Source organism: Streptomyces albiaxialis (assembly GCF_039530985.1).
GTDB classification, from domain to species: domain Bacteria; phylum Actinomycetota; class Actinomycetes; order Streptomycetales; family Streptomycetaceae; genus Streptomyces; species Streptomyces albiaxialis.
Genome location: NZ_BAAAPE010000012.1, coordinates 189,903 through 216,600, shown reverse-complemented (window position 1 = coordinate 216,600; position 26,698 = coordinate 189,903). Strand labels below are relative to the sequence as shown.

General features: G+C 71.8%; 22 protein-coding genes. 12 read left to right on the top strand and 10 right to left on the bottom strand.

Annotated elements, in window-relative coordinates; all coding sequences use genetic code 11:
* Nucleotides 1–3: 3 nt before the first annotated feature.
* The 3 genes from ABD343_RS23265 to pdhA (ABD343_RS23255) are packed head-to-tail and all read right to left on the bottom strand — an operon-like array spanning nt 4 to nt 3,676.
* Nucleotides 4–1,413 (bottom strand): dihydrolipoamide acetyltransferase family protein, encoded by a 1,410-nt coding sequence (locus ABD343_RS23265; protein ID WP_344531236.1) that lies wholly within the window; start codon nt 1,411–1,413, stop codon nt 4–6.
* Nucleotides 1,413–2,489 (bottom strand): alpha-ketoacid dehydrogenase subunit beta, encoded by a 1,077-nt coding sequence (locus ABD343_RS23260; RefSeq protein WP_344531235.1) that lies wholly within the window; start codon nt 2,487–2,489, stop codon nt 1,413–1,415. Before ABD343_RS23260 ends, ABD343_RS23265 begins: the two co-directional genes overlap by 1 nt.
* Nucleotides 2,486–3,676, bottom strand: coding sequence for a pyruvate dehydrogenase (acetyl-transferring) E1 component subunit alpha (gene pdhA, locus ABD343_RS23255; protein WP_344531234.1), 1,191 nt, complete (start codon nt 3,674–3,676; stop codon nt 2,486–2,488). The genes ABD343_RS23260 and pdhA (ABD343_RS23255) overlap by 4 nt, the downstream gene beginning before the upstream one ends.
* A 201-nt stretch (nt 3,677–3,877) precedes the next feature.
* Here pdhA (ABD343_RS23255) and ABD343_RS23250 point away from each other — a divergent pair, with 201 nt between their 5' ends.
* A complete protein-coding gene (locus ABD343_RS23250; protein ID WP_344531321.1) occupies nt 3,878–4,393 on the top strand; it encodes an Lrp/AsnC family transcriptional regulator in 516 nt (171 codons plus the stop codon).
* A gap of 14 nt (nt 4,394–4,407) precedes the next feature.
* Here the strand turns inward: ABD343_RS23250 and ABD343_RS23245 are convergent, their stop codons facing one another.
* On the bottom strand, nt 4,408–5,022 hold the full coding sequence (locus ABD343_RS23245; RefSeq protein WP_344531233.1) for a TetR/AcrR family transcriptional regulator: 615 nt from the start codon (nt 5,020–5,022) through the stop codon (nt 4,408–4,410).
* A 211-nt stretch (nt 5,023–5,233) separates the two neighbouring features.
* Here ABD343_RS23245 and paaN point away from each other — a divergent pair, with 211 nt between their 5' ends.
* Nucleotides 5,234–6,934, top strand: coding sequence for a phenylacetic acid degradation protein PaaN (gene paaN, locus ABD343_RS23240; RefSeq protein ID WP_344531232.1), 1,701 nt, complete (start codon nt 5,234–5,236; stop codon nt 6,932–6,934).
* A 388-nt stretch (nt 6,935–7,322) separates the two neighbouring features.
* Here the strand turns inward: paaN and ABD343_RS23235 are convergent, their stop codons facing one another.
* A complete protein-coding gene (locus tag ABD343_RS23235; protein WP_344531231.1) occupies nt 7,323–9,044 on the bottom strand; it encodes a protein kinase domain-containing protein in 1,722 nt (573 codons plus the stop codon).
* A gap of 521 nt (nt 9,045–9,565) precedes the next feature.
* Here ABD343_RS23235 and ABD343_RS23230 point away from each other — a divergent pair.
* Both ABD343_RS23230 and ABD343_RS23225 read left to right on the top strand, forming a co-directional pair.
* Entirely contained in the window at nt 9,566–11,239 is a 1,674-nt protein-coding gene (locus ABD343_RS23230; RefSeq protein ID WP_344531230.1) for a protein kinase domain-containing protein, read from the top strand.
* Between the two features lie 227 nt (nt 11,240–11,466).
* Nucleotides 11,467–12,582 (top strand): phosphotransferase, encoded by a 1,116-nt coding sequence (locus ABD343_RS23225; protein ID WP_344531229.1) that lies wholly within the window; start codon nt 11,467–11,469, stop codon nt 12,580–12,582.
* A 3-nt stretch (nt 12,583–12,585) separates the two neighbouring features.
* Here the strand turns inward: ABD343_RS23225 and ABD343_RS23220 are convergent, their stop codons facing one another.
* Complete coding sequence (locus ABD343_RS23220; RefSeq protein ID WP_344531228.1) at nt 12,586–12,993, bottom strand: pyridoxamine 5'-phosphate oxidase family protein; 408 nt, start codon at nt 12,991–12,993, stop codon at nt 12,586–12,588.
* A gap of 134 nt (nt 12,994–13,127) precedes the next feature.
* Nucleotides 13,128–13,796, bottom strand: a complete 669-nt coding sequence (locus tag ABD343_RS23215) for a response regulator (protein WP_344531227.1) — start codon at nt 13,794–13,796, stop codon at nt 13,128–13,130.
* Nucleotides 13,797–14,210: 414 nt separating this feature from the next.
* Here ABD343_RS23215 and pdhA (ABD343_RS23210) point away from each other — a divergent pair, with 414 nt between their 5' ends.
* The 5 genes from pdhA (ABD343_RS23210) to ABD343_RS23190 all read left to right on the top strand — a co-directional run bounded on the left by pdhA (ABD343_RS23210) (nt 14,211) and on the right by ABD343_RS23190 (nt 20,347).
* Nucleotides 14,211–15,623: a pyruvate dehydrogenase (acetyl-transferring) E1 component subunit alpha gene (gene pdhA / locus ABD343_RS23210; protein ID WP_344531226.1), complete on the top strand. Its 1,413-nt coding sequence runs from the start codon at nt 14,211–14,213 to the stop codon at nt 15,621–15,623.
* Entirely contained in the window at nt 15,623–16,630 is a 1,008-nt protein-coding gene (locus ABD343_RS23205; protein WP_344531225.1) for an alpha-ketoacid dehydrogenase subunit beta, read from the top strand. Before pdhA (ABD343_RS23210) ends, ABD343_RS23205 begins: the two co-directional genes overlap by 1 nt.
* Before the next feature lie 14 nt (nt 16,631–16,644).
* Nucleotides 16,645–18,165, top strand: a complete 1,521-nt coding sequence (locus ABD343_RS23200; protein ID WP_344531320.1) for a dihydrolipoamide acetyltransferase family protein — start codon at nt 16,645–16,647, stop codon at nt 18,163–18,165.
* Between the two features lie 92 nt (nt 18,166–18,257).
* Nucleotides 18,258–18,992: a GntR family transcriptional regulator gene (locus ABD343_RS23195; RefSeq protein ID WP_344531224.1), complete on the top strand. Its 735-nt coding sequence runs from the start codon at nt 18,258–18,260 to the stop codon at nt 18,990–18,992.
* Between the two features lie 107 nt (nt 18,993–19,099).
* Entirely contained in the window at nt 19,100–20,347 is a 1,248-nt protein-coding gene (locus ABD343_RS23190; RefSeq protein ID WP_344531319.1) for an MFS transporter, read from the top strand.
* An 80-nt stretch (nt 20,348–20,427) separates the two neighbouring features.
* On the opposite strand, the gene ABD343_RS23185 is transcribed toward ABD343_RS23190, so the two are convergent.
* Nucleotides 20,428–21,261: a maleylpyruvate isomerase family mycothiol-dependent enzyme gene (locus ABD343_RS23185; protein WP_344531223.1), complete on the bottom strand. Its 834-nt coding sequence runs from the start codon at nt 21,259–21,261 to the stop codon at nt 20,428–20,430.
* 132 nt (nt 21,262–21,393) lie between these two features.
* On the opposite strand from ABD343_RS23185, the gene ABD343_RS23180 reads away from it, so the two are divergent.
* Together ABD343_RS23180 and ABD343_RS23175 are read left to right on the top strand one after the other, a co-directional pair.
* The gene (locus tag ABD343_RS23180; RefSeq protein ID WP_344531318.1) at nt 21,394–22,203 is read left to right on the top strand and encodes a carbon-nitrogen family hydrolase; all 810 of its coding nucleotides are present in this window, start codon (nt 21,394–21,396) and stop codon (nt 22,201–22,203) included.
* An 83-nt stretch (nt 22,204–22,286) separates the two neighbouring features.
* Entirely contained in the window at nt 22,287–24,521 is a 2,235-nt protein-coding gene (locus tag ABD343_RS23175; protein ID WP_344531222.1) for an NHL domain-containing thioredoxin family protein, read from the top strand.
* Between the two features lie 220 nt (nt 24,522–24,741).
* On the opposite strand, the gene ABD343_RS23170 is transcribed toward ABD343_RS23175, so the two are convergent.
* Nucleotides 24,742–24,981, bottom strand: coding sequence for a DUF6458 family protein (locus tag ABD343_RS23170; RefSeq protein ID WP_344531221.1), 240 nt, complete (start codon nt 24,979–24,981; stop codon nt 24,742–24,744).
* Between the two features lie 129 nt (nt 24,982–25,110).
* Nucleotides 25,111–25,743, bottom strand: a complete 633-nt coding sequence (locus ABD343_RS23165) for a helix-turn-helix domain-containing protein (RefSeq protein ID WP_344531220.1) — start codon at nt 25,741–25,743, stop codon at nt 25,111–25,113.
* Between the two features lie 171 nt (nt 25,744–25,914).
* On the opposite strand from ABD343_RS23165, the gene ABD343_RS23160 reads away from it, so the two are divergent.
* Entirely contained in the window at nt 25,915–26,664 is a 750-nt protein-coding gene (locus ABD343_RS23160) for a hypothetical protein (RefSeq protein ID WP_344531219.1), read from the top strand.
* Nucleotides 26,665–26,698: the final 34 nt, after the last annotated feature.

The window sequence follows — 26,698 nt, the reverse complement described above, 5'->3', positions numbered from 1 at the left end:
GCCTCAGAGCGTACGGAGCAGCACCGCCGGGCGTTCCACGCAGTCCGCGACATGGCGCAGGAAGCCGCCCGCCGTGCCCCCGTCGCACACCCGGTGGTCGAAGGTGAGCGAGAGCTGCACCACGTCCCGCACGGCCAGCTCGTCACCGACCACCCACGGCTTGCGGGCGATACGGCCGACGCCGAGCATCGCCGCCTCCGGGTGGTTGATGATCGGGGTCGAGCCGTCGACGCCGAACACCCCGTAGTTGTTCAGGGTGAACGTGCCGCCCGTCAGCTCCGCCGGCGTCAGCGTCCCCGCGCGGGCCGCCTCGGTGAGGCGCGACATCTCCGCGCCGAGGCCCTCCGCGCTGAGCAGGTGCGCGTCCCGTACGACCGGGACGACCAGCCCTCTGTCCGTCTGCGCGGCGAAGCCCAGATGGACCTCGGGCAGCACGACGATCTCGCGTGCCTCGGTGTCCACGGTCGAGTTGAGCGCGGGGAAACGGGCCAGCGCCGCCGTGCACACCCGCCCGAGGAGCGCCAGCAGGGAGACGGGGCTCTCCTGCTGTCCCTCGTTCATCGCCCGGCGGGCCGCGAGGAGTTCCGTCGCGTCGGCGTCCACCCAGCAGCTCGCGTCGGGTATCTCCCGGCGGCTGCGGCTGAGCCGCTCGGCCGCTGTGCCGCGGATGCCGCGCAGGGGGATCCGCTCGCCCGAGGGCGCGGCGGAGGAGCCGCGGGCCGCCGTGGCGGGTGCCGGTGCGGGCGCTGGTGCGGGCTCCGGTGCCGTCCTGTCCCGGAGCGCGCGCTCCACGTCGGCCCGCAGGATCAGCCCTTCGGGCCCGCTGCCCGCCAACTCGCGCAGATCGAGACCGTGTTCGCGGGCGAGGCGGCGCACGAGGGGGGAGATGACGGGGACGGTGCGCGCGGTGTCGGCGGACGCGGTGTCGGCGGGCGCGGGCGCGGTCCCGTTCCGGGGGCGCTCGGGGGCGGGCTCGGACCGATGCCCGGGTCCGGCTCCGGCTCCGGCCCCTGTCCCGGCGCCGGGTCCGGGGCGTACGGTCCGGCGCGTGCGGCGCGTGGGCTCCTGCGTGCCGTAACCGACCAGCACGTTGCCGGAACCGCCGACGTGCTCCAGCTCTGGTTCCGGCGTGCCGCCGCTCTCCGGCCGCGCCGGGGCGTCTGCCGTGGCCACCGTGGCCACCGTGACCAGAGGGGCGCCGACCGGGATCTCGGCGCCCTCCTCCGCCATGTGCGCGGTCACCACTCCCCCGTACGGGCAGGGCACATCAACCATCGCCTTGGCCGTCTCGACCTCGACGACGGGCTCGTCGATCTTCACCGTGTCGCCCACCGCGACGAGCCAGCGGACGATCGTGGCCTCCGTCAGCCCCTCCCCCAGGTCGGGGAGGACGAACTCGCGGACCTCGCCCATCAGCGCGCGCCCCCTTCTGGTCCCCCGCCGCCGGGCGTCCACGCGCTCTCCCACTGGAGCCGCGCGACCGTGTCGAGCACACGGTCGACGCCCGGGAGGTGGTGCCGCTCCAGCATGGGCGGCGGATACGGGATGTCGAACCCGGCGACGCGCAGCACCGGCGCCTCCAGGTAGTGGAAGCAGCGCTCCGTGATCCGGGCCGCCAACTCGCCGCCCGGGCCCGCGAAACCGGCCGACTCATGGACGACGACGGCACGCCCCGTGCGCCGTACGGAAGCGGCGACCGTCTCCTCGTCGAACGGGACGAGCGAGCGCAGGTCGACCACTTCGAGGTCCCAGCCGTCCTCCTTGGCGGCCTCGGCGGCCTCCAGGCAGACCGGGAGGGACGGCCCGTACGTGACGAGCGTCGCCGACGTGCCGGGTCGGCGCACGACCGCGCGGCCGATGCCGGGCACGGACTCGGGGGAGTCGGGGTCCCAGTCGGCTTTCGACCAGTACAGCCTCTTGGGTTCGAGGAAGACCACCGGGTCGTCGGAGGCGATCGAGGCCCGCAGCAGCCCGTAGGCGTCGGCCACGGTCGCGGGGGTGACGACGTGCAGGCCGGGCGTCGCCATGTAGTACGCCTCGGAGGAGTCGCTGTGGTGCTCGACGCCGCCTATCCCGCCGCCGTAGGGCACGCGGATGGTGACCGGCATCGGCACCGCGCCCCGTGTGCGGTTGCGCATCCGGGAGATGTGCGAGACGAGCTGTTCGAACGCGGGGAACGCGAAGTGGTCGAACTGCATCTCCACCACGGGCCGCAGCCCGTACATGGCCATACCGGCCGCTGTGCCCAGGATGCCCGCCTCGGCGAGCGGGGTGTCGGCGCAGCGCTCGTCCCCGAACTCCCCGGCCAGCCCGTCGGTGACGCGGAAGACGCCGCCCAGGGTGCCCACGTCCTCGCCGAAGACGTGCACGTCCGGGTCGTCGGCCAGCGCGTCGCGCAGGGCGCGGTTGAGGGCCTGGCCCATGCTGACGGGCTTGCGCGCGGGGCGCTGGCCGCCCGCCGCCTGTGGTGGCTGGACCGCCGTGCTCATCGCCGGGCCTCCCCGCGTCCGTTCCCGCTGCCTCCGGCGGTGCCGTCCGCCGGGTGCTCCTCCGCCGCGGCCAGCTCGGCGCGCAACTGGTCGGCCTGGGCGCGCAGTTGCGCCGTCTGCTCCGCGAACACGTGCGCGAACAGGTCCATCGGGTCCAGCTCCGGATCCCGGTTCATCCGCTCGCGCATGTCCGCCGCGCGCCGCTCGGCGGCCTCCGCCGCCTCACGGACGTCCGCTTCGTCCAGCAGACCGCGCCCGCGCAGCTCGCTCTCCAGGAGCGTCACGGGGTCGTGCGCGCGCCAGGCGCTGACCTCGTCGTCCGTCCGGTAACGCGTCGCGTCGTCGGCGTTCGTGTGCGCCTCCAGCCGGTACGTGACGGCCTCCACCAGCGTGGGGCCGCCGCCCTGGCGGGCGCGGTCGAGTGCCTCGGTCAGCACCTCGTGCACCGCCACCGCGTCGTTCCCGTCCACCAGCCTGCCGCGCATTCCGTAACCCACCGCCTTGTGGGCGAGGGAGGGCGCCGCGGTCTGCTTGGCGAGCGGGACGGAGATCGCGAAGCCGTTGTTCTGCACGAGGAAGACCACGGGCGCCTGCCATACGGCCGCGAAATTCAGCGCCTCGTGGAAGTCGCCCTCGCTGGTGCCGCCGTCGCCGACCAGGGCGAGCGCCGCCACGTCGTCCCCCTTGATGCGGGCCGCGTGCGCGAGGCCCACCGCGTGGGGGAGCTGCGTCGCCAGCGGCGTGCACAGGGGCGCGACGCGGGCGGCCCGTGTGTCGTACCCGTGGTGCCAGTCGCCGCGGAGCAGCGAGAGGACCTCCACCGGGTCCAGGCCGCGGGCGACGGCCGCGAGCGTGTCCCGGTAACTGGGAAAGAGCCAGTCGCGCTCCCGCAGCGCGAGCGCCGCGGCGACCTGGCAGGCCTCCTGCCCGGTGGAGGAGGGGTAGACGGCGAGCCGTCCCTGCTTCGTGAGCGCCGTGGCCTGCTCGTTGTACCTCCGGCCGTCCACCACCGCCGCGTACAGCCGCCGCAGCAGCTCGGCGTCGGGAGCCTCGGTGCCCTCGGGCCGCTCGGCTCCCAGGACCCGGTACGGCTCGGCGTCCGGCAGGAGGGGCTCGGGCGCCGTGCGGGGGCGCCAGGACGGGGGAGGCGCGGGGGTGTAGGCGCCGTGCTGCTCTAGGACCGTCATGACGAGCACCTCTCATCGTGGGGCCCTCGTGGGGCGGGCTGCGCGGGGGAGGGCCGGGTGATCCCTCCCCTACCGATTGTTCGGTCGCTGGCACATTTTGGCTACGGGTGGCCTCAGCCTGTGGACAAATGGCTGGCGGGACCGTTCGATGACCGCAGGACGTCCATGGAGGGGAGGCCGCAGGCGGTGCCGGATGAACAGATGGCCAACGATCCGTCCCGCGACGTCCACCAGGCTCAGCCGGATCAGCCGGACGATCCGCGTCCCCCCGCCAGGCCCCTCGACGCCATCGACCGGGACATCCTGCGACTGCTCCGTTCGGACGGCCGCGCCTCGATACGGTCCGTCGCCGAACGTGTCCATGTGTCACGGGCCAACGCGTACGCGCGCATCAACAGGCTCATCGACGACGGCGTCATACGGGGCTTCAGTGCTCGCGTCGACCAGGAACGGGCGGGGCACGGCGCCTCCGCCTACATCACCCTCAAGATCGTCCAGGACTCGTGGCGCAGCGTGCGCGAACGGCTGCGGGAGCTGCCCGGTGTCTCGCACATGGCGCTGGTCAGCGGCGATTTCGACGTCCTGCTCCTCGTCCACACCTCGGACAACCGGGCGCTGCGCGACCTGGTCCTCACCCGTATCCAGTCGATACCGGAGGTGCTGAGCACGCGGACGCTCCTGGTCTTCGAGGAGACGGACCTCGACCCGGAGCCCTGAGGGCCCGTACGTCCTCAGGTCGTGGTCGTGCGCAGGCCCGCGAAGGCGGTGCGGACCACGGCCTCGGAGACCTCGGCGCTGGTGGCCGAAGGCCCCTTCCCGTTGCTGCTCGCGCGCTCAGGGCGGTACCACTCCGCGATCGAGTTGATCATCCCGAAGAGCAGCCGCGTCGCCAGCCGCGCGTCCACGTCGGCCCGCAGGTCCCCGTCGGCCGCGGCCCGCTTCACCAGCTCCGCCACCCGCTGGTCGAACTCGCGGCGGCGGTCCATCGCCCAGATCTCCGTGTCCGTGTTGCCCCGCACCCGCAGCAGCAGCGTGACATAGGGCAGCTCCGCCATCAGCACCTCGACCGTGCGCCGCGTGACGTGCTCCAGCCGGTCCACCGCCCGGCCCTCGCACGCCCCCTCCTCGTCGAGCACCCCGAACAGCCCGTCCAGGGCCCGGCTTATCCCCCGGCGCAGCAGCTCCTCCTTGCCGCGCACATGGTGGTAGATCGACGACTTGGAGATCCCCGCGGCCTGCGAGAGGTGCTCCATCGACGTGCCGTCGTAACCCCGCTCGTTGAACACCCGCACGGCGACGGAGAGCAGGGTGTCGGGGGTGTACGTGTCGCGCTTTGCCGTGGACATGCGCCTGATGCTAGCCGGGGCGTGATCGCGCCCAGAATCCCGCGCCGAACCCGAGTTATCCACAGGCTGCCGTACCCCCTTGCACCGACCGATCGTTCGGTTGCAGTATCTACCTGGTACGGCCCGGCCGCCAGCCCCGGCCGTCGTCCCAGCTCACGGCCTTCATTCCAGCTCACTGGCGTCACCACCGTTCACAGAGGAGTTGGTCCTAGTGACCTCCGGCACCGGATCCGCCGCAGCCGCGCTCGTCGAGAAGCACCGCCCCACCCTGGACCGCGCCCTGGAAGCCATCCGCTCCCGGGAGTTCTGGTCCCCGCACCCCGAGCACCCGAAGGCCTATGGAGAAGGGGCCGCCGAGGACGCCAAGGCCGCCTTCGACGCGCTGCGCGGCTCCCGCTTCGAGCTGCCGGGCCAGCCCGGCTCCGGCGGCTGGACCGCCACCGAGACCTCGCCCTATGGGCTGGAGATGGGCATCGAGTATCCCCGCACGGACGCCGCCGCGATCGACGCACTGCTGCCCGCGCTCCGCGCCGGGATGCCCGCCTGGCGGGACGCCGGGCCGGAGGTCCGCGCCGCCGTCTGCCTGGAGATCCTGGCCCGCATCAGCGCCAGGACCCACGAGTTCGGGCTCGCCGTGATGCACACCAGCGGCCAGGCGTTCATGATGGCTTTCCAGGCCGGCGGGCCGCACGCCCAGGACCGCGGCATGGAAGCGGTGGCGTACGCGTTCGAGGAGCAGACCCGCGTCCCCGCCGCCGCCGACTGGGAGAAGCCCCAGGGCAAGCGCGACCCGCTGCGCATGCGCAAGGAGTTCACCGCCGTCGGCCAGGGCATCGCCCTTCTCATCGGCTGCAACACCTTCCCGACCTGGAACGGGTATCCGGGCCTCTTCGCCTCCCTCGCCACGGGCAACCCGGTCCTGGTCAAGCCGCACCCCCGCGCCGTGCTGCCCCTCGCCCTCACCGTCCGAATCGCCCGCGAGGTCCTCGCCGAGTCGGGCTTCGAGCCGAACCTGGTGGCGCTCGCCGCCGAGGCCGAGGGCGACGGCATCGCGAAGGACCTCGCCGTCCGCCCCGAGATCCGCATCGTGGACTACACGGGCTCGGCCGCCTTCGGCGAGTGGCTGGAGAGCCACGCCCTCCAGGCCCGCGTCTTCACCGAGAAGTCGGGGGTCAACTCGGTCCTGATCCACTCCACCGATGACTACAAGGGCTTGCTGGGCAACCTGGCCTTCTCCCTCTCGCTCTACAGCGGCCAGATGTGCACCACCCCGCAGAACCTGCTGATCCCCCGCGACGGGATCGACACCGACGCGGGCCACAAGGCCTACGACGAGGTGGTCGAGGACCTCGGCCAGGCCGTGGGCAAGCTCCTGGGCGACGACGCGAGGGCGAACGGACTGCTGGGAGCGATCGTCAACGACGCGGTGCGCGAGCGCATCGAGGCCGCGCCCTCCCTCGGCGAAGTCGCCCTCCCCACCCGCGAGGTGACCAACCCCGACTTCCCCGGCGCGACCGTGCGCACCCCCGTGATCGTCAAGCTGGACGCGGCCAAGCCCGAGGCCGAGGCCGGGTATCTGTCCGAGTGCTTCGGCCCCGTCTCCTTCGCGGTCGCCGTCGCCTCCCCCGAGGACGGCCTGGCCCTGCTGCGCCGCACGATCCGGGAGAAGGGCGCCATGACGGTGGCGGCGTACACGACGTCGCCCGAGGTCGAGCGCCAGGTCGTGGAGGCCTGCTTCGACGAGCCCGCGCAGCTCTCGCTGAACCTCACGGGCGGGGTGTATGTGAACCAGACCGCGGCCTTCTCCGACTTCCACGGCTCGGGCGGCAACCCGGCGGCCAACTCCGCGCTGTGCGACGGGGCGTTCGTGGCGAGCCGCTTCCGCACGGTGGAGGTGAGGCGCATGGCCTGACGGCCGACAGCCCCGCCCGGCGACGGCCCCGGTACGGGACGGCGCGACACGGGCCCGGCCCGACACGAGCCGACTCCCGTGTACGGATGACGGCGGCCCCGGCGACGGCCCCGGCACGACGGCGACAGCGGCACGACAGCGGGGCGCCGCGCTCACGCGACGCCCCGCGATGCCGAGGTCACCCCGGACGGCTCCGGAACGGGTTCTGGACGAGATCCGCCCCCTCCGGAAGCCGAAGCCGGAAGCCGAATGCCGGAACGGTCACTGGTGGGCCGGACAGTCCCCGGTGGGCCAGCACAGTCACCGGTGGGCCAGCACAGTCACCGGTGGGCCAGCACAGTCACCGGTGGGTCGGTCGGCCCTGCCGGGCCGGTTCACCGGCGGCCGGTCACTCCGGCGGCTTGCCGGTGGAGATCGTCAGGTCGATCTTGTCCTTCTTCGGGTCGAAGTCGTCGAGGTTCGAGGGGCTCTGCTCCAGCACGGTGTTCTTGCCCCACACGTTCTCGTCCTCCTTGGTGACTTCGCCGACCATCCAGTTGGCCGCGCGCATGCACGCCTTGACGGAGGTGAGGTCCTTGTAGGTGAACTCGGGGAGCATGACCTTGCTCTTGTCGTCGTAGCTCTCCGTGGCGTCGGTGCACTTGGAGGCGTCGATGGTGCGGGACTTGTCCGGGCCCTTGAACTTCCCGGTCGAGTCCTCCGTCGGACCGCCGTTGGTGCTGCCGCCGTCGCCGCCCGAGGAGGCCGCAGGCTCCTGCTTCTGGGACTGCTTCTCCTTCGGCTTCGCCTCCGGCTCCTTGTCCTCGTCACCGGTGAGGGCGATCACGAGGAAGACGAGGCCGACGACGACGGCCACGCCGGTCACGAGGTAGGCGATGAGCGCGCCGTTGCTCTTGCCACCCTGGCCGCCGGTGCCGGTCGACGGGGGCGCGATGTTGTACGGCGGAGGGGTGCCGTGGCCGCTCTGCGCGTTGTAGGGCGCGGGCGGCGTGCCGTAGGGCTGCTGACCCATGGCGGCGGGCTGGTTGGGGGCGGGGGTGGGGGGAGGGGTGGAGGGCCCGAAGCCCCCGTTTCCGTACTGCTGCCCCTGGTAAGGCTGCTGCACGTTCCCCTGCGCCTGTGCCCCCGCGTCGTTGACGGGCGGGAAGACGGCCTGGCCCACGCCCGCGCCGCTGTTGGCGGGCGGGCCGCCGCTGATGATGATCGGCGAGGTGCCGGAGGCGACGCCGGAGCCGCCGATGCGGGAGCACTCGTCGTGCATGGACTCGGCTGACGGGAACCGCTCGTTGGGGTTCTTCCGCAGGGTCCGCGCGACGAGCGCGTCGACCGCCGGGGGGATCGACTGGTTGATGGTCGAGGGCGCGACGGGCTCTTCCTGGACGTGCGCGTAGGCGATGGCCAGCGGCGAGTCCGCGTCGAAGGGCAGCCGTCCCGTCAGCAGCTCGAAGAGCATGATGCCGACGGAGTAGAGGTCCGAGCGCGCGTCGACGCCGCGTCCCAGCGCCTGCTCCGGCGAGAGGTACTGCGGGGTGCCGACGACCATGCCGGTCTGTGTCATGGATGTCACACCGGACTGCATGGCCCGCGCGATGCCGAAGTCCATGACCTTCACCACACCGCGCTTGGTGAGCATCACGTTCCCGGGCTTGATGTCCCGGTGCACGAGGCCCATCTCGTGGCTGACCTCGAGGGCCGCCAGCACATCGCCGGTGATCTTCAGCGCCTTGTCGGCGGGCATGGCGCCGAACTGGGCGATGTCCTCGTCGAGCACGGAGCGCAGCGGCTTGCCCTCGACGTACTCCATGACGATGTACGGCACCATCGCGCCGTCGATGTCGTCCTCGCCGGAGTCGAAGACGGAGACGATGTTGGTGTGCGTCAGCTTCGCGACGGACTGGGCCTCGCGGCGGAAGCGCTCGCGGAAGGACTGCTCACGGCCCAGCTCGGTGTGCAGGGTCTTGACGGCGACCTGCCGGTCGAGCACCGAGTCGTACGCGAGATAGACCGAGGCCATCCCGCCCGCGCCCAGCAGGGACTGGAGCTGGAAACGCCCCCCGCCGACCATGCGGCCGATGTAATGACCGGCCGCCTGTGCGCCGTCCTCGCTCATCTGACTGCTTCCCCCTCGGCGGCGCCGCCCGCGCAGGTGCGTTTGCTGGCTGGTGCAGATACGTTAAGTGACTCTGTGCTGTCCACTGGGTGATCCAATGGACCCGATACTGGCCCAAGTTTGCCCGAGGCCCGCGACACGTCAAGCTCGTTGCCCGTTCCGTGACCGGATGCGCACGGGACTGTCGCAGGCCGGGAGCGTGCGGGGCTCGCGGCGGGAACCGGACAGGGGCCGGACTCGGGACCGGGCCGGGGTCGGACCCGGCACCGGACCGAGCCGGACTCGGTGCCGGACTGCGGCCCGGCGAGGGCTGTGGAGCCGCTCCACCGCGCGGCCGCGCGCGCCAGCGTATACGTACCGTCGCTGTCAGCGAACTTGCCAGCCGGGTGCCGCAGCTTGTTGGATGGCCCCTTCCGTCCCCATCCATGTACCCCTCCGCGTGCCTGTAGCCTCCATGGGGGAGTACGCACCGCGCCCCCTCCTCACCGGGGTCGCGAATCCGAATTCGACGGCGAGGACTGATGGCACAGACGCAAGCCGGCGGGGGCCCCTCCGACCCCGACGCGACGGGCGGCGGCTCCATGCCCGAATCGCCGGAGTTGTGGGGGAACAACGGCCTGGTCGGTGACGGACGATACCGCCTGACCCACCGCCTCGGACGCGGCGGCATGGCCGAGGTCTTCGGGGCCGAGGACCTGCGCCTCGGCCGTACGGTCGCGGTCAAGCTGCTCCGCTCCGACCTGGCGGAGGACCCGGTCTCCAAGGCCCGTTTCACCCGCGAGGCACAGTCCGTCGCGGGCCTCAACCACCACGCCGTCGTCGCGGTCTACGACTCCGGCGAGGAAGTGATCGCCGGCAACATCACGCCGTACATCGTGATGGAGCTGGTCGAGGGCCGCACCATCCGTGATCTGCTGCTCACCGCCGAAGCCCCGCCCGCCGACCAGGCGTTGATCATCGTCTCGGGCGTGCTGGAGGCGCTGGCCTACAGCCACCAGCACGGCATCGTGCACCGCGACATCAAGCCGGCGAACGTCATCATCACCAACCAGGGCGCGGTCAAGGTGATGGACTTCGGTATCGCCCGCGCGCTGCACGGCGCGTCCAACACCATGACGCAGACCGGCATGGTCATGGGCACGCCGCAGTACCTCTCCCCCGAGCAGGCCCTCGGCAAGACGGTGGACACCCGTTCCGACCTGTACGCCACGGGCTGCCTGCTCTACGAACTCCTCACGCTGCGCCCGCCGTTCACCGGCGAGACCCCGCTCTCGGTGGTCTACCAGCACGTTCAGGACGACCCGCTGCTGCCGTCCGAGATCTCCGAGGTCGTTCCGCCGGAGCTGGACGGTCTGGTGATGCGGTCGCTGGCCAAGGAGCCGGACGACCGCTTCCAGACGGCCGAGGAGATGCGCGGCCTCACGCAGTACGCGCTGCAGATGCTGCACGAGCACGGCGGCCACACGGGCGGCGTGTGGAACACCGGCCCGACGGCGCACGGCGGCGGCTCCACCCCCGCCATGGGCGTCCCCGGTGCCGACGCGCGCCAGCACCCGCCGCACAGCGAGACCTCCCAGATGGGCGCCGCGCCCATGCTGGGCGGCCCGCGTGACGACGACGGCGGTTTCGACGGCGGCCCGCGCGGCGGCGGCAGGGGCGGCAGCGGCGTCAAGTACGCGCTGATCGCGTTCCTCGCCGTGATCGCCATCGCGGGCGGCATCTTCTACGCGCTCAGCGGCAGCGACGACACCAAGGACAAGGGCCCCAAGCCGACCGAGTCGACGCAGGAGCCCAAGGAGAAGAAGAGCAAGTCCAAGGAGCCGTCGAGCACGCCGACGGAGACCGAGCAGGAGCAGCCCGGCACCACCACGGGCGACACCGGCGACGACTACACGCCGACGCAGCCCCCGACGCAGTCCAGGCCCACCGAGAGCGAGGAGTCGCCCTCGGAGCAGCCGTCCGACACCCCGACCGGCACCGCCTCGGGCGGTACGACCGAGGGCGGTCAGAGCGGCACCACCGAGGGCGGCGACAGCGGCACCACGGAGGGCGGCAAGGGCGGCACCACCGAGGGCGGCAAGGGCGGCACGACGGAGGGCCAGAAGGGCGGCACGACCGAGGGCGGCCAGGGCGGTGCCGATGACGGCGGCGCCGACGCGGGCGGCCTGGTCGACGGCGGTGCCGACGGCGGCTGACGCCCGCTGACACCCGCTGACGTCCCCTGACGTCCCCTGACGTCCGCGAGGGCGGACACCTCGTACGAGAGCTACGGCGCGCGGGCTTCCGGCCCGCGCGCCGCTCCTTTGCAGGGGTCCGGGGCACTCCCGGGCCAGGGTCCGGGGCACTCCGGGGCCGGGGGGCCTTTACCCCGGTTCGGGGGCCCAGTCCAGTCCGGCACGCAAGATCCCGGGCAGCCTCTACGATGCGGCTCGTGCAGCCGTCATCGTCCGCCCCACCAGCCCTCACCTCGCTCGACGGGGGCACGCTCCACTCCGTGCTGCGGCAGTACGACGCGGGGGAACCGCTGTCGTGCGAACCGGTCTCCCAGGGCCTGCTCAACCGGGGCTACCGGCTCGCGACCACCCGGGGCCGCTACTTCCTCAAGCACCACCTGGACGCCGTCGCCGACCGTGCCGACCCGGCGGGCCCCGCCCGTATCGAGCGCCAGCACCGCGCGACCGACCGGCTGGGCGCGCTGGGTCTCCCCGTCGTCCCCGCCGTGTCCGCGCCGGGCGGGCGCACGGTCGTGGTGGACGACGGGCGGTGTTACGCGCTGCACCCCTGGATCGAGGGCAGGCACCGGCACGGGGCCGAGCTGTCGACGGCGCAGTCCTGCAGCCTGGGCACCCTCCTCGGCCAGATCCACACGCGGCTCGCGCAGGTCATACCGGCCGCGTCGCCCGGCATCGAGCCTGGGACCGTGCCTCCGGGCTCGCCCGGGAGCGCCGCGTACGAAGGCGCGGACCCGGCCGCGACGTACGAGCTGATCGGGGAGCTGCTCACGCGCGTACGGGGGCGGAGGCGGCGGGACTGCTTCGACGAGCTGGCCGAGCACCGGCTGCTGGAGCGCCGCGGGCTGCTGCGGCGCTACGCCGGGTGCCGCCCGCCCGCTGTACGGGAGAGCTTCACGGGGTGGGTGCACGGGGACTTCCACCCGCTGAACCTGCTCTATCCGGCGGCGGGGAGCGACGAGGCGCCCGTGGCGATCCTCGACTGGGACCGGCTGGGGGTGCAGCCGCGCGCGGAGGAGGCGGTGCGCGCGGCGGCGATCTTCTTCCTGCGCCCCAGCGGCGCGCTGGACCTGCGCAAGGTACGGGCGTACGCGCGGGCGTACCGGCGCAGCGCGGGCGCCTCCCCGGAGGAGCTGGGCGCGGCCGTGCACCGGGTGTGGTGGGAACGGCTGAACGACTTCTGGATGCTGCGCTGGCGCTACCAGTTGCGCGATGTGCGCGCCGACCCTCAGTTCCCGGCGCAGGCGGCGCTGGTGGTCTGGTGGAGCAGCCGGTACGAGGCGGTACGCGGCGCGTTCTGCGGCTGAGCGCTATGTGTGGGGGACGCCCCGGAACCAGTGGACGGAGACGAACTCGGGTTCGATGCGGAGGTAGACCGGCTCGAAGGGCTCGCCGTTGGTGTGGACCGTGCAGGGGCCGAAGCGGGCGAGCTGGGCCGCGGTCGGCTCGATCACCCGGGCCTCGCCCACGAACTGCACGGACCAGACGTCCACGGCGCCGGTCTCCAGGTTGCCCGCCTCGTAGGCGACCACGGCGCCGTCGAGCGCGGTGTGGTAGCCGAAGCCGCGGTGGATGCGGATGAGGACGTCGCCGCCGTCGACGATGTGGCGGGCGATGGTCACGAACGGCAGGGCGTGCCTGCTCATGGCGACCCGGCCGTACCGGATGCCCGGCAGCATGCTCAGCGCCTCGGCGCGCTCCGCGGTCTGGGAGGACATTCCTCCACCGTGCCCGCGCGGCCCGCGGCGCCGCCAGGGAGATCGGACCCCCGGGAGAGGGCCGAAAGTCCCTTGCGCCCGCGGGGCCGCGTCCTCGCGTGCTGCCGCTTGTCGCCTCTTGTCTCTGCTTGCCGCTACTTGTCGCTCTCGGCCTGGAGCCGTGCGACGTACGCCGCGGCCTGCGAGCGGCGCTCCATGCCGAGCTTGGAGAGCAGGCTCGACACATAGTTCTTGATCGTCTTCTCGGCGAGGTGGAGCTGCTCGCCGATCGCGCGGTTGGTCAGGCCGTCGCCGATCAGGTCGAGGATCTTCCGTTCCTGATCGGTGAGCGACTTGAGCCGCTCGTCCTGCTTGCCGCCGGAGCCGCCGCCGTCCCGCAGTCGCTCCAGCACCCGCTGGGTCGCCGTCGGGTCGAGCAGCGACTTGCCCGCGGCGACGTCCCGTACGGCCGTGAGCAGCTCGGTGCCGCGGATGGCCTTGAGGACGTACCCGGAGGCGCCGGCCATGATCGAGTCGAAGAGGGCCTCGTCGTCGGAGTACGAGGTCAGCATCAGGCAGCGGATGGACTCGTCGCGGGAGCGGATCTCGCGGCAGACCTCGACGCCGCTGCCGTCCGGAAGCCGTACGTCCAGCACGGCGACGTCCGGACGGGTGGCGGGGATCCGGGCCAGCGCCTCGGACGCGGTGCCCGCCTCTCCTACGACCTCGATGTCCGACTCGACCGAGAGCATGTCGTGCACGCCCCGGCGGACCACCTCGTGGTCATCGACCAGGAATACGCGGATTCTTCCGTTTTCAGGCACAAGGTCAGTCTCACATACTGATCCTCTCTTCACTCTTCCCGGGCTTTGGCCCCCCGGGATAACGTGCGAGTGTCCGCGGCTCGCGAGGCCGTGACCAGTGATGTCCCCGATTTCCGCACGGTGCTTGGATTTCCAGCTTTTTTGTTGGATATCCGAGCAAAGTTGCAGGTCAGGGATGCCTCGTGCGTCTATGGAGATACTGGCCATGGCTTGGGGCGCTCCTGACCGCTCCGGGCGAACGACTCGGAGCCGGGGAGCGCGGGCCGCGACCGGGACAGCAGTCACCGCCCGGCGCCGTCCGCGACGCTCCCACCCCGTGCGCCGCACCGGACCGGGCGAGCCTCCCCCCGCCAGTGGGTGGGGGAGCCCCAGGTCACCGGCAACCCCGGGGGCCGGACAGACGGAGGAGCACACGTGACCGTGGAGAGCACTGCCGCGCGAAGCAGCACCGCGACCGCGCGCCGCAGCGGCACCGGAGGAAAGAGCGCCACCAAGACGGCGGCGCCCGCCAAGGGCAGCACCGCGAGCAAGACGGCAGCGAAGAAGACGGCCGGGGACGCGAAGGGCAAGACCCCCGCGAAAACTCCCGCGAAGAGCAAGACCCCCGCGAAGAAGACCGCCGCGAAGAAGACGGCCACACGCAAGACCGCGGGGACGGCGAAGACCACCCGGTCCGGGAAGAACGCGCCGCAGCAGGCACAGACGCGGGCACAGGCGCTGCCCCAGGCACAGGAGCAGCAGCAGGAGCAGCAGACCGAGCTGGTCCAGCTCCTCACCCCCGAGGGCGAGCGCGTCTCCCACCCGGACTACGACGTCGATCTGACCGCCGAGGAGCTGCGCGGCCTCTACCGCGACATGGTGCTGACCCGGCGCTTCGACGCGGAGGCCGTCACCCTCCAGCGCCAGGGCGAGCTGGGCCTGTGGCCCTCGCTGCTCGGCCAGGAGGCGGCGCAGATCGGTTCGGGCCGCGCGCTGCGCGCGGACGACTACGCGTTCCCCACCTATCGCGAGCACGGCGTCGCGTGGACCCGCGACGTGGACCCGACGCTGCTGCTCGGCATGTTCCGCGGGGTGAACAACGGGGGCTGGGACCCGAACAGCAACAACTTCCACCTCTACACGATCGTCATCGGCTCCCAGGTCCTGCACGCGACCGGGTACGCGATGGGCGTGCAGAAGGACGGCGCGGACTCGGCCGTCATCGCCTATTTCGGTGACGGCGCCTCCAGCCAGGGCGACGTCGCGGAGGCCTTCACGTTCGCCGCCGTCTACAACGCGCCGGTCGTCTTCTTCTGCCAGAACAACCAGTGGGCCATCTCCGAGCCCACCGATCGCCAGACCCGCGTCCCGATCTACCAGCGCGCCCAGGGCTTCGGCTTCCCCGGCGTCCGCGTGGACGGCAACGACGTGCTGGCGTGCCTCGCCGTGACCCGCGCCGCCGTCGAGCGCACCCGCTCCGGCGAGGGCCCGATGCTGGTCGAGGCGTTCACGTACCGCATGGGCGCCCACACCACCTCCGACGACCCGACGCGCTACCGGCGCGACGAGGAGCGCGAGGCGTGGGAGGCCAAGGACCCCATCCAGCGGCTGCGCACCTATCTGGAGAAGGACGGCCTGGCCGACGCCGCGTTCTTCGAGGCGGTCGAGAGCGAGAGCGACGAGATGGGCAAGCACGTCCGCGAGGCCATCCGCACCATGCCCGACCCCGACACCATGGCGATCTTCGAGAACATCTACGCCGACGGGCACGCCCTCGTCGACGAGGAGCGCGCGCAGTTCGCCGACTACCTCGCGTCGTTCGCCGACTCGGCCGAGGAGGCCCGCTGATGTCGTCCACCACGCCCGCGCCCGCGCGGGGCACGAAGAAGCTCCCGATCGCCAAGGCGATCAACGAGTCGATGCGCCGCGCCATGGAGAACGACCCGAAGGTCCTCGTCATGGGGGAGGACGTCGGCAAGCTCGGCGGCGTCTTCCGCGTCACCGACGGCCTGCAGAAGGACTTCGGCGAGGAGCGGGTCATCGACACCCCGCTCGCCGAGTCCGGCATCATCGGCACCGCCATCGGCCTGGCCCTGCGCGGCTACCGGCCCGTGGCGGAGATCCAGTTCGACGGCTTCGTCTTCCCCGCGTACGACCAGATCGTCACGCAGCTCGCCAAGATGCACGCCCGTGCGCTCGGCAAGATCAAGCTGCCGGTCGTCATCCGTATCCCGTACGCGGGCGGCATCGGCGCGGTCGAACACCACAGCGAGTCCCCCGAGGCGCTCTTCGCGCACGTCGCGGGCCTCAAGTGCGTCTCCCCGTCCAATGCCTCGGACGCCTACTGGATGCTTCAGCAGGCCATCGAGAGCGACGACCCGGTCATCTTCTTCGAGCCCAAGCGGCGCTACTGGGAGAAGGGCGAGGTCGACACCGGCGCCATCCCCGCGCCCCTGCACACCGCGCGCGTCGCCCGGCAGGGCACGGACCTCACCCTGGCGGCCTACGGGCCGATGGTGAAGGTCTGCCAGGAGGCGGCCGCCGCGGCGGCGGAGGAGGGGAACTCGCTGGAGGTCGTGGACATCCGTTCGATCTCCCCGATCGACTTCGACACCCTCCAGCGGTCGGTCGAGAAGACCGGCAGGCTGGTGGTCGTGCACGAGGCGCCGGTCTTCCTCGGCTCCGGTTCGGAGATCGCCGCTCGCATCACGGAACGCTGCTTCTACCATCTGGAAGCACCGGTCCTGCGCGTCGGCGGTTTCCACGCGCCGTATCCTCCGGCACGGCTGGAGGACGAGTACCTGCCCAACCTGGACAGGGTGCTCGATGCCGTCGACCGCGCGCTGGCGTACTGAGGAGAGCCGTGACGATGACAGAGAGCGCCACCCGTATTCGTGAGTTCAAGATGCCCGACGTGGGCGAGGGGCTGACGGAGGCGGAGATCCTCAAGTGGTACGTCCAGCCGGGCGACACGGTCACGGACGGCCAGGTCGTCTGCGAGGTCGAGACGGCGAAGGCCGCCGTCGAGCTGCCCATCCCCTTCGACGGCGCGGTGCACGAGCTGCGCTTCGAGGAGGGCACGACGGTCGACGTCGGAACGGCGATCATCTCCGTGGACACCGACCCGTCGGCGGGCCCGCTGGGCGGGACGACTCCTTCAGCTCCGGCGTCTGCCCCGGCTCCGGCGGCTCCGGCGGCTCCGGCTGAGGAGACCGCTCCGGCCGGGCAGCCTGCCGCCGGTGCCCCCGCGTCCGAGTCGGAGCCGGAGCCGGAGGCGGCGGCGGAGCCCGAGCCGGAGGGCCGTCAGCCGGTCCTCGTCGGCTACGGGGTCTCGACCAGCTCCACCAAGCGCCGCCCGCGCAAGCAGTCCGCCGCCCAGGGCCCGCCCCCGGAGGCGGCCCAGGCGATCTCGGCCGAGCTGAACGGGCACGGCGTCGGCGCGCCCGCGCCGGAGGCCCGTCCGCTGGCCAAGCCGCCGGTCCGCAAGCTCGCCAAGGACCTCGGCGTCGATCTGGCGACGGTCACCCCGACCGGGCCCGACGGCGTCGTGACCCGCGAGGACGTCCATGCGGCGGCGGCACCGGCCGCGGCTCCCGCGGCCCCGGCGGCCCCGGCCACCTCGGCGGCGGAACCGCAGGCTCCGGCCGCCGCGACCGTGCCGGGGGCGGAGACGGAGCCGTCGGCGTACGCGCGCGAGACCCGTATCCCCGTCAAGGGTGTCCGCAAGGCGACCGCGCAGGCGATGGTGAACAGCGCGTTCACCGCGCCGCACGTGACCGAGTTCGTGACCGTCGACGTCACGCGCACGATGAAGCTCGTCCGCGAGCTGAAGCAGGACCCGGACATGGAGGGCGTGCGGATCAATCCGCTGCTGCTCGTGGCGAAGGCGTTCCTGCTGGCCATCCGGCGCAACCCGGAGGTCAACGCGTCCTGGGACGAGGAGAACCAGGAGATCGTCCGCAAGCACTACGTGAACCTCGGCATCGCCGCGGCCACCCCACGCGGACTGATCGTCCCGAACATCAAGGACGCCCAGGACAAGACCCTGCCCGAACTGGCGTCCGCCCTCGGTGAGCTGGTGACCACGGCCCGTGAGGGGAAGACGAGCCCGGCGGCGATGAGCGGCGGCACGGTGACGATCACCAACATCGGCGTCTTCGGCATCGACACCGGCACCCCGATCCTCAACCCCGGGGAGTCCGCGATCCTCGCCTTCGGGCAGATCCGGGAACAGCCCTGGGTACACAAGGGCAAGATCAAGGCCCGTCACGTCACCACGCTCGCGCTCTCGTTCGACCACCGCCTGGTCGACGGCGAGCTGGGCTCGAAGGTGCTCGGCGACATCGCCGCGGTGCTGGAGAAGCCGAAGCGGCTGATGACCTGGGGCTGAACCGGCTGTAGGGTCCCGGTGAACTGAGAAGGCGCCGTCCGCATCGTGGACGGCGCCTTCTTCGCATTCCCTGTTGTATCTATGGTGTGCACATGCCGTCCGCGTCCCCCGCTCCCGCCGCGCCCGCGTCCCCCGCGACTCCCGCCAAACAGCCACCCGCTGCCGAACGCGTGTACGCGCACGTCAAGCAAGCAGTCCTGGAGCGCCGCTACGAGGGCGGCATGCTGCTCACCGAGGGCGAGCTGGCGGAGGCCGTCGGCGTCTCCCGTACGCCCGTACGAGAGGGACTGCTCCGGCTGGAGGTCGAGGGCCTGATCCGGCTCTACCCGAAGAAGGGCGCCCTGGTCCTGCCCGTCTCCGCGCAGGAGATCGCGGACGTCGTGGAGACCCGGCTGCTCGTGGAGCAGCACGCGGTGCGCCGCTCCGTACCCGTCTCGTCCGCGCTGGTCACGAGGTTGGAGGAGCTGCTCGCCGAGCAGCGCGCGCACGCCGAGTCGGGCGACCTGGCCGCCGTCGCCGCCGCCGACCGCTGCTTCCACGCCGCGATCGTCAAGCACACCGGCAACGAGATCCTCTCCCGCCTCTACGACCAGCTCCGCGACCGGCAGCTCCGGATGGGCGTCGCCGTCATGCACGCCCACCCCGAGCGCATCGCGAAGAACATCGCCGAGCACGCGGGCATCCTGCGGGCCCTGCGCGAGGGCGACGCGGAGGCCGCGGCGGACGCCGTACGCCGGCACGTCGGCCGCGTCAGCCACCTGGTGCGCGGCGAGGACGCCCTCGACGCGTACGTGGAAGCCCACGAATCGCGGGACGGTGAACGGTGAGCTCTGGCTCTTCCTCCTCGTCGTCCTCGTCCTCGTCGTCCTCCTCTTCCTCCTCCTCGTCCGGAATACGGGGCCTGCCCGGAGACCCGCCGGGCGGTGCCCGCGCGATGTGGGTGTGGGGCATCGGCGTCGCCGTCTACTTCGTCGCCGTCACCTACCGCACGAGCCTCGGCGTAGCGGGCCTCGACGCCACGCACCGCTTCGACATCAACGCCTCGGCGCTCTCGACCTTCTCGATCCTCCAGCTCCTCGTCTACGCGGGCATGCAGATACCGGTCGGCCTGCTGGTCGACCGGTGGGGGACCAAGCGGATCCTGCTGCTGGGCGTCGTGCTGTTCACCGCGGGCCAGTTCGGCTTCGCGCTCTCCGGTTCGTACGCCATGGCGCTGGCCTCCCGCGCGCTGCTGGGCTGCGGCGACGCGATGACGTTCATCGCGGTGCTGCGCCTGGGCACGCGCTGGTTCCCGGCCCGCCGCGGCCCGATGATCGCGCAGGTCGCCGCGCTGATGGGGATGGCCGGCAACCTGGTCACGACCCTCGTCCTCGCCCGCGTCCTCGACTCCTTCGGCTGGACGCCGACGTTCGCGGGCAGCGCGGCGGGCGGTCTCGTGATCCTGCTGCTGGTGATCTTCTTCCTCCGCGACCACCCCGAGGGCCACGAGCCTCCGCCGGTCTCCCACTCGGGCAGCGGCTACGTACGCCGCCAGATCACCGACGCCTGGCGCGAGCCGGGCACCCGGCTGGGCATGTGGGTGCACTTCACCAGCCAGTTCCCCGGCATGGTCTTCCTGCTGCTGTGGGGCATGCCGTTCCTCGTCGAGGCCCAGGGCATCGACCGCGGCACGGCGGGCGAACTGCTCACCCTGGTCGTCGTCTCGAACATGCTCTGCGGCCTCGTCTACGGCCAGGTCATCGCCCGCCACCACGCGGCCCGTACGCCCCTGGTGCTGGGCACGGTCCTGGCCACGGCGACGGCCTGGGCGGCGGCCATCTTCTGGCCCGGCGACCACACCCCGATGGGCATGCTGGTGGTGCTCTGCGTGGTGCTGGGCGCGTGCGGCCCGGCGTCGATGATCGGCTTCGACTTCTCCCGCCCGGCGAACCCGCCGGAGCGGCAGGGGACGGCGTCGGGAATCGTCAATATGGGCGGTTTCACGGCCTCGATGACGACCCTGCTCGCCGTCGGCGTCCTGTTGGACCTCACCCACGACGACTACAGCATCGCCTTCGCGACGGTCTTCGTCCTCCAGGCCCTGGGCCTCACCCAGATCGTCCGCCTGCGCGGCAAGGCCGCCAAACGCGAACGCGAACGCGTCGTCGCCAGCCGCGTCGAGGCGGTCCACGTACCGGCGTAGAACCGCCCCTGCCCCTGCTCCTGTTCTTGCCGAACGGAGAACAGGTCAGGGGCAGGCGGCCGTTCCAGGCTCGGGGATTCTTACGGGGTCACGGCGAAGTGCTGGAGGATCGCGGCGCCGAGGTCCGCGTCGCCCTCGACCTTGACGCGCTCGGCGACCGCCTCGGGGCGCACCCGCCCGCACGCCAGCCGCAGATACGTCTCCCAGTCCAGCGACAGCGTCGCGGCCGGGCCGAGCGACGGGCTGCCGTCCACCGTGCCCCGCCCGTCCTGGTCGACCCGCACCGTCCGCATGAACTCCAGCGGACCGCCGACGTCGATCACCACGGCCGAATTCACGGGTGCCGACGCCTGCTTGGCGACGACCTTCGGCAGCGCCTCGACCAGCAGGTCCCGCGCGACCTGCGCGCCCGCCGAGTCGAGGTTGCCCGGCTTGCCCAGCGCCCGGCGCAGATCCTGCTCGTGCACCCATACATCGAAGGCCCGCGTCCGCAGCGCCTGTTCCAGCGGGACCTTCTTCGGCCCGAACGGCAGCGCGCTCGGCACCTCGTCCTCCGGCCCCCGCTTCTCGTTCCGCAAGTGCCGCGCCCGGCGGATGATCGTGTACTCCAACTCGCTCGTCATCTCCGGGCCCGTGTGGTGCCTGCGCACGTCGACCTGGATCTCCATGTGACGGCTGATCTCGTCCGTCACGTGGTAGATGTCGCGCGGGAGCGTGTGGATGGGGCGCGGGTCGCCGAGCAACTCGCACTCGATCCCGATGATGTGGGAGACCACGTCACGGACAGACCACCCCGGGCATTCGGTGGGCCGGTTCCACTCCCCTTCGGCGAGCGGCGTCACCAGCTCGGATATCGCTTCCATGGACTGGGTCCAGGCGTCAACATAGGGCTGAAGGCTTGGGTGGTCGGTCACGGGACCCCTCGGCGGTACGGATCGTTCGCGGGCTGGGTGCTCTCAAGTTACGCTGCGCACGGGCACCCCGGCAGTGCTTTTGGGACGATGCTAGGCCCAATCGACCCCCTCGATCGCATGGACGGTGGTACGGTGCGCGCTTCCCTTCTCCAAATACGGGTGGATCCGGACGAGTCACCCGATTCGCGCCGCGAGCGCGCGGCCTCCCTCGTACGCGACCAGGCCGGCGCCGATCTGGTGGTCCTCCCCGAACTGTGGCCCGTGGGCGCCTTCGCCTTCGACTCCTTCGAGACGGAGGCGGAACCGCTGCGCGGGCCCACGTACGAGGCTATGCACGCGGCGGCCCGCGATGCGGGCGTATGGCTCCACGCGGGCTCGATCGTCGAACGCGACCCCGTCTCCGGCACCCTCTACAACACCTCCCTCGTCTTCCAGCCGGACGGCGAGCTCGCCACCACCTACCGCAAGATCCACCGCTTCGGCTTCGACCGCGGCGAAGCGGTTCTCCTCGGCCGCGGCACGGAACCGGTCACCGTCCCGCACCCCAAGGCCACCCTCGGCCTGGCGACCTGCTACGACCTCCGCTTCCCGGAACTCTTCCGCGCGCTCGTCGACGCCGAGCCCGAGGGCGCCCGCGTCTTCGTCGTCCCGGCGGGGTGGCCCGCGAAGCGCGCGGCGCACTGGTCGCTCCTCGCGCGGGCGCGCGCCGTCGAGAACCAGGCGTACGTCCTCGCCTGCGGCACCGCCGGAACCCACGCGGGCGTCCCCCAGGCGGGCCGCAGCGCGATCATCGACCCCTGGGGCGAAATCCTCGCGGAGGCCCCGGACGCCGAGGAGACGGTCCTCGACGCCGACCTGGACCCCGCCCAGGTGGACAAGACCCGCGAGTCCTTCCCGGTACTGAAGGACCGGGTACGGGAACTGGGGGTGCCGGAGGCGTGAGGGACTGATGGAGGCGTGAGGGATGAGGGGCTGACGCGGGGGGACGGAACGGCACTCGCGTCCCGGAGTGGCACTCTGGACACATGAACGACCGCGCCCCCGCACCCCCCTCCGCGCCCTCTTCCTCTCCTGCTTCCTCGTCCGCGCCCCGCCGTGCCCGCGTCCGCGCGCCGGAGCTGACCGGCGCCGGTGGCTGGCTGAACACGGGCGGTGAGCCGCTCACGCTCACCGCGCTGCGCGGCAAGTGCGTGATCGTCGATTTCTGGACATTCTGCTGCGTGAACTGCCTCCACGTCCTGGACGAACTCCGCGAACTGGAGGAACGGCACCAGGACACCACCGTCGTCGTGGGCGTCCACTCCCCGAAGTTCGTGCACGAGGCCGAGCACACGGCGGTCGTGGACGCCGTCGAACGGTACGGCGTGGAGCACCCGGTGCTGGACGACCCGGACCTGGCGACCTGGAAGCAGTACGCGGTACGGGCCTGGCCCACCCTCGTCGTGATCGACCCCGAGGGCTATGTCGTGGCACAGCACGCGGGCGAGGGCCATGTGCACGCGATCGAGAAGCTGATCACCGAGCTGGAGGCCGAACACGAGGCCAAGGGCACCCTGCGCCGCGGCGACAGCCCCTACGTCCCGCCGGAGCCCGCCGCCACCGACCTCCGCTTCCCCGGCAAGGTGCTCGCCCTCCCCGACGGCGGCTACCTCGTCTCGGACACCACCCGGCACCAGCTCGTGGAGCTCTCCCCGGACGGCGAGACCCCGCTCCGCCGCATCGGCACCGGCGAACGCGGCCTCACCGACGGCGGCGCCGACACCGCCCAGTTCAACGAACCCCAGGGCCTCACCCTCCTCCCCGGCGACCGGTACGCCCTCGTCGCCGACACGGTCAACCACGCCCTGCGCCGCGTCGACCTGGCCACGGGCGATGTGGTGACCGTCGCGGGCACCGGCACGCAGTGGTGGCAGGGCGCCCCGAACGAGGGCCCCGCCCGCGAGATCGCACTCTCCTCCCCCTGGGACGTGGCCTGGTACGCGGACCGGGTCTGGATCGCGATGGCCGGCATCCACCAGTTGTGGACCTACGACCCGGAGTCGGACACCGTACGAGCGGCGGCCGGAACCACCAACGAGGGCCTCGTCGACGGCCCCGCCCCCGAAGCCTGGTTCGCCCAGCCCTCGGGCCTCGCGGTCTCCCGCGACGGAACCCGCCTCTGGATCGCGGACTCCGAAACCAGCGCCCTACGCTGGCTCACCCACCCGAACACCCCCACAACCGACTCCGAGAACGACACCTCCAACGCCGACACGACCGCAGCGCAGAACGGCAACGCGGACAACCTTCGAAGCGGCACCTCGAACACCGACACGGCCGGAGCCCCGAACGGCAACGCGCACGGCACCCGAAGCGGCACCTCGAACACCGACACGGCCGGAGCCCCGAACGGCAACGCGCACGGCCCTCGAAGCGGCACCTCGGGCGACGACGTTGCCGCTGCGACCCCGAACGGCAACGCGGACGGCACCCGAAGCGGCACCTCGGAGGCCGACATGGTTGCTGCGGCGGCCCCGGACGGCACCGCCATCGACGCCGGGGGCTTCACCGTCCACACCGCCATCGGCACCGGCCTCTTCGACTTCGGCCACCGCGACGGCCCCGCCGACCAGGCCCTCCTCCAGCACCCTCTGGGCGTCACGGCACTCCCTGACGGCTCCGTGGCCATCTCGGACACGTACAACCACGCGCTGCGCCGTTACGACCCGGCCACCGGCGAAGTCACCACGCTCGCCACGGACCTGCGCGAGCCCTCCGCCGCCGTACTCGCCCCCGACAGCGGCGACATCGTCGTCGTGGAATCGGCCCGGCACCGGCTGACGCGGCTGCGCCTGCCGGAGGAGGCCGTACGCGTCGACGCCGTCGCACACCGCACTCAGCGCGCGGCGACCGATGTCGCACCGGGCGCCCTCCGCCTCGACGTCGTCTTCCAGCCGCCGCCCGGCCAGAAGCTCGACGACCGTTACGGCCCCTCCACTCGTCTCGTCGTCAGCGCCACCCCTCCCGAACTCCTCACGAACGGCGCCGGCCAGGGCACCGACCTCACCAGGGACGTCCACATCGCGACGGACAACGGCGTCGAGGAAGGCGTCCTCCACGTCTCCGCCATGGCGGCCTCCTGCGACGAGGCGGACGAGAACGAGTTCCCCGCCTGCCATGTCCACCAGCAGGACTGGGGCGTCCCGGTCCGCGTCACCCCCTCTGGCACCTCCCGTCTTCCCCTCGTGCTCGCGGGCATGGACGAGGAGTCAGCGCACTGACCCCACTGTCGGAACTGCTGCCCTCCCCGGGTCAGGCCTGCCCCCGGGCCCGGCCCCGGTCCTGACGAGACGGCGGTCTCTGACAGGCGGCGGGCCCGGACGAGGCGGTGGGGCGGAGCCGTGGTGCGGCGGGGCGGAGACGTGGTGGCGAGCCGTATGGCCCGCCACCTGCACCGACCCGGCCCGACCCGCTGTCCGTCGCGGGCCGCGGCGAGGTCCGTTACCGGAACCGGTCGTCCACGGTGTGCCGGTGCGATTCCTCGATCACAGGCGCTGCCGGGCTCGGCGGCTGCACACGGCGGCGCTTGAGGATGCTGACGTAGGCGCACAGGCCGATCGTCCCGACGAGCAGCAGGATCAGCCCCATGATGTCGAGATTGACGCCGCTGAAGTTGAGATCGACGGCCAGAGTGAGGATCGCGCCCACGGCCATCATGCCAATGCAGACGATGATGCCCATGAATGATGCCTCCAAGATGAGTTGGGCATGAGCGCTGACTGGAGCGCTCCGACCGCGAGTACCCGTCCTGGACATGCGCATTCAGTGAGCCACCGCCCGCGGAACGCACCGCGGGCCCGGGAACTTGCCCTAGCCTCCTGACTCCTCCTCTCCTCTCCTCCCGCCATCTCCTCCCGGCTCGTCCACGGGTATGCCGAACCAACGGAGCGCCACAGGCCGTGTGTCGGGGCGGGCTTCCTCGGGGCCTCGGGAGAATCTTCGTACCAACTCCAGATAGGCGTCGTGGAACGCGTCCAGCTCCTCTCTCGTGAGATGACTGAGGCTGCGTGAGCCTCGCATCCAGCCCTCGGCGGACCGTCCTTCGACCGCGAAGCGCCGGGCGAGGGCCAGGTCCTCCTCCGCGCGCATGCGGTCCAGCTCGCCCAGCACGGCCTTCTCGGCGGGCGTCAGCCCTTCGTCCGCCGGCATGCGTACGTCGAGCCCTCGGACGGCGCGCCACCAGCGCTCCCGGCCGCCGGTGTGAGCCGGGTCGTCCTCGATGAAGCCGCCACGTTCGAGCTGGCGCAGGTGATAGCTGAGCGTGCCGGTGTTCTCTCCCAGCGCGGTGGCGAGCGTGGTCGCGGTGGCCGACCCCGAAGTGCCGAGCTGCCGCAGGATCTTGAGCCGGAGTGGGTGTGCGAGCGCTTTCAACGATTCGGGGTCGCTGATGGTGCGGCTCTGCTCGTCGCGCTCGTCGTGCTCGTCGCCGTGGTCCTGGGTCATGTCCGCCACTCTACTCCACAGAGTTTTCTCTGCATAGTTTTTTCTGCAGGCCTTCCTATGCAGAGGAAAGTCTGCAATGCTCGAAGAGTGCGAGAGCGCCGGACGCTCTCGACAGACCACGCACGTGCCCGAGCGGGGGCACGGGGGTCTCAACTGCCCAGGGGGAAAGCTGTGTTCACCACCCGTAGGTCGCGCACGTCTCGACGCACGCACGCGCACATCCGCGCGCCTCGACGAGGACTCCTTGCCCTCGCGGGCCTCGCCCTGGCCGCGACCGCCACGATGGCCACGCCGGCGGGGGCCGCCACGGCCGCACCCGCGGCCGAACCCCGCGGCGGGGACTCCACGTTCGCCGACTGTCCCAGCCGTGCCGAGCTGCCCGAGGGGGCCGATCCGGAGAAGTGGCGCTGCGAGGTCATGTCGGCGACGGGCAGCCTCAAGCTCGGCCGCATCAGCATCCCGCTGAAGAAGCCGGTCACCGTCACACACGCGGAGGGGCGGATAGACGGGGAGTTCCACCAGGTCTTCGGCGGCCTCAAAGCTGCTCCGATCCGCGTGCCCCGCACACCGCTCTCCCTCTCGCTGCGCTACGGCGGGTATTTCGACTTCCACACCAACGACCAGCGCATGGGCGAGCTGGACCTCACGTTCGGCCTCTCGGCCCCCGGGCTGCCGCGCCGTTGCTCCATAGGCGGAGGCAGCCAGGATGCGGTGCACCTGATACTCAAGGCCGTCGGGGAGCCGGAGCCGGGCGAGATGCCCGAGGCCGTGGACAGCTCGTTCACGGTGCCCCGCACCTCGGGCTGCGGCCCGTTCGGTCCCGTCCTCGACAAGGCCATCGACCTTCCCTCGCCCTCCGGCGAGAACGCCATCAGCCTCAACGGCGAGCGCCAGATCCGCCCCTACGCCGAACTGCCCTGACGCGAAGGCGGGGCCGACGCACCAGGGCAGTTCG

Excerpts from the sequence above, each read along its gene's own strand:
- ABD343_RS23265 (WP_344531236.1), bottom strand. The coding sequence starts at position 1,413 with ATGGGCGAGGTCCGCGAGTTCGTCCTCCCCGACCTGGGGGAGGGGCTG.
- ABD343_RS23260 (WP_344531235.1), bottom strand. The coding sequence starts at position 2,489 with ATGAGCACGGCGGTCCAGCCACCACAGGCGGCGGGCGGCCAGCGCCCC.
- pdhA (WP_344531234.1), bottom strand. The coding sequence starts at position 3,676 with ATGACGGTCCTAGAGCAGCACGGCGCCTACACCCCCGCGCCTCCCCCG.
- ABD343_RS23250 (WP_344531321.1), top strand. The coding sequence starts at position 3,878 with ATGGCCAACGATCCGTCCCGCGACGTCCACCAGGCTCAGCCGGATCAG.
- ABD343_RS23245 (WP_344531233.1), bottom strand. The coding sequence starts at position 5,022 with ATGTCCACGGCAAAGCGCGACACGTACACCCCCGACACCCTGCTCTCC.
- ABD343_RS23235 (WP_344531231.1), bottom strand. The coding sequence starts at position 9,044 with ATGAGCGAGGACGGCGCACAGGCGGCCGGTCATTACATCGGCCGCATG.
- ABD343_RS23230 (WP_344531230.1), top strand. The coding sequence starts at position 9,566 with ATGGCACAGACGCAAGCCGGCGGGGGCCCCTCCGACCCCGACGCGACG.
- ABD343_RS23225 (WP_344531229.1), top strand. The coding sequence starts at position 11,467 with ATGCGGCTCGTGCAGCCGTCATCGTCCGCCCCACCAGCCCTCACCTCG.
- ABD343_RS23220 (WP_344531228.1), bottom strand. The coding sequence starts at position 12,993 with ATGTCCTCCCAGACCGCGGAGCGCGCCGAGGCGCTGAGCATGCTGCCG.
- ABD343_RS23205 (WP_344531225.1), top strand. The coding sequence starts at position 15,623 with ATGTCGTCCACCACGCCCGCGCCCGCGCGGGGCACGAAGAAGCTCCCG.
- ABD343_RS23200 (WP_344531320.1), top strand. The coding sequence starts at position 16,645 with ATGACAGAGAGCGCCACCCGTATTCGTGAGTTCAAGATGCCCGACGTG.
- ABD343_RS23195 (WP_344531224.1), top strand. The coding sequence starts at position 18,258 with ATGCCGTCCGCGTCCCCCGCTCCCGCCGCGCCCGCGTCCCCCGCGACT.
- ABD343_RS23190 (WP_344531319.1), top strand. The coding sequence starts at position 19,100 with ATGTGGGTGTGGGGCATCGGCGTCGCCGTCTACTTCGTCGCCGTCACC.
- ABD343_RS23175 (WP_344531222.1), top strand. The coding sequence starts at position 22,287 with ATGAACGACCGCGCCCCCGCACCCCCCTCCGCGCCCTCTTCCTCTCCT.
- ABD343_RS23170 (WP_344531221.1), bottom strand. The coding sequence starts at position 24,981 with ATGGGCATCATCGTCTGCATTGGCATGATGGCCGTGGGCGCGATCCTC.
- ABD343_RS23165 (WP_344531220.1), bottom strand. The coding sequence starts at position 25,743 with ATGACCCAGGACCACGGCGACGAGCACGACGAGCGCGACGAGCAGAGC.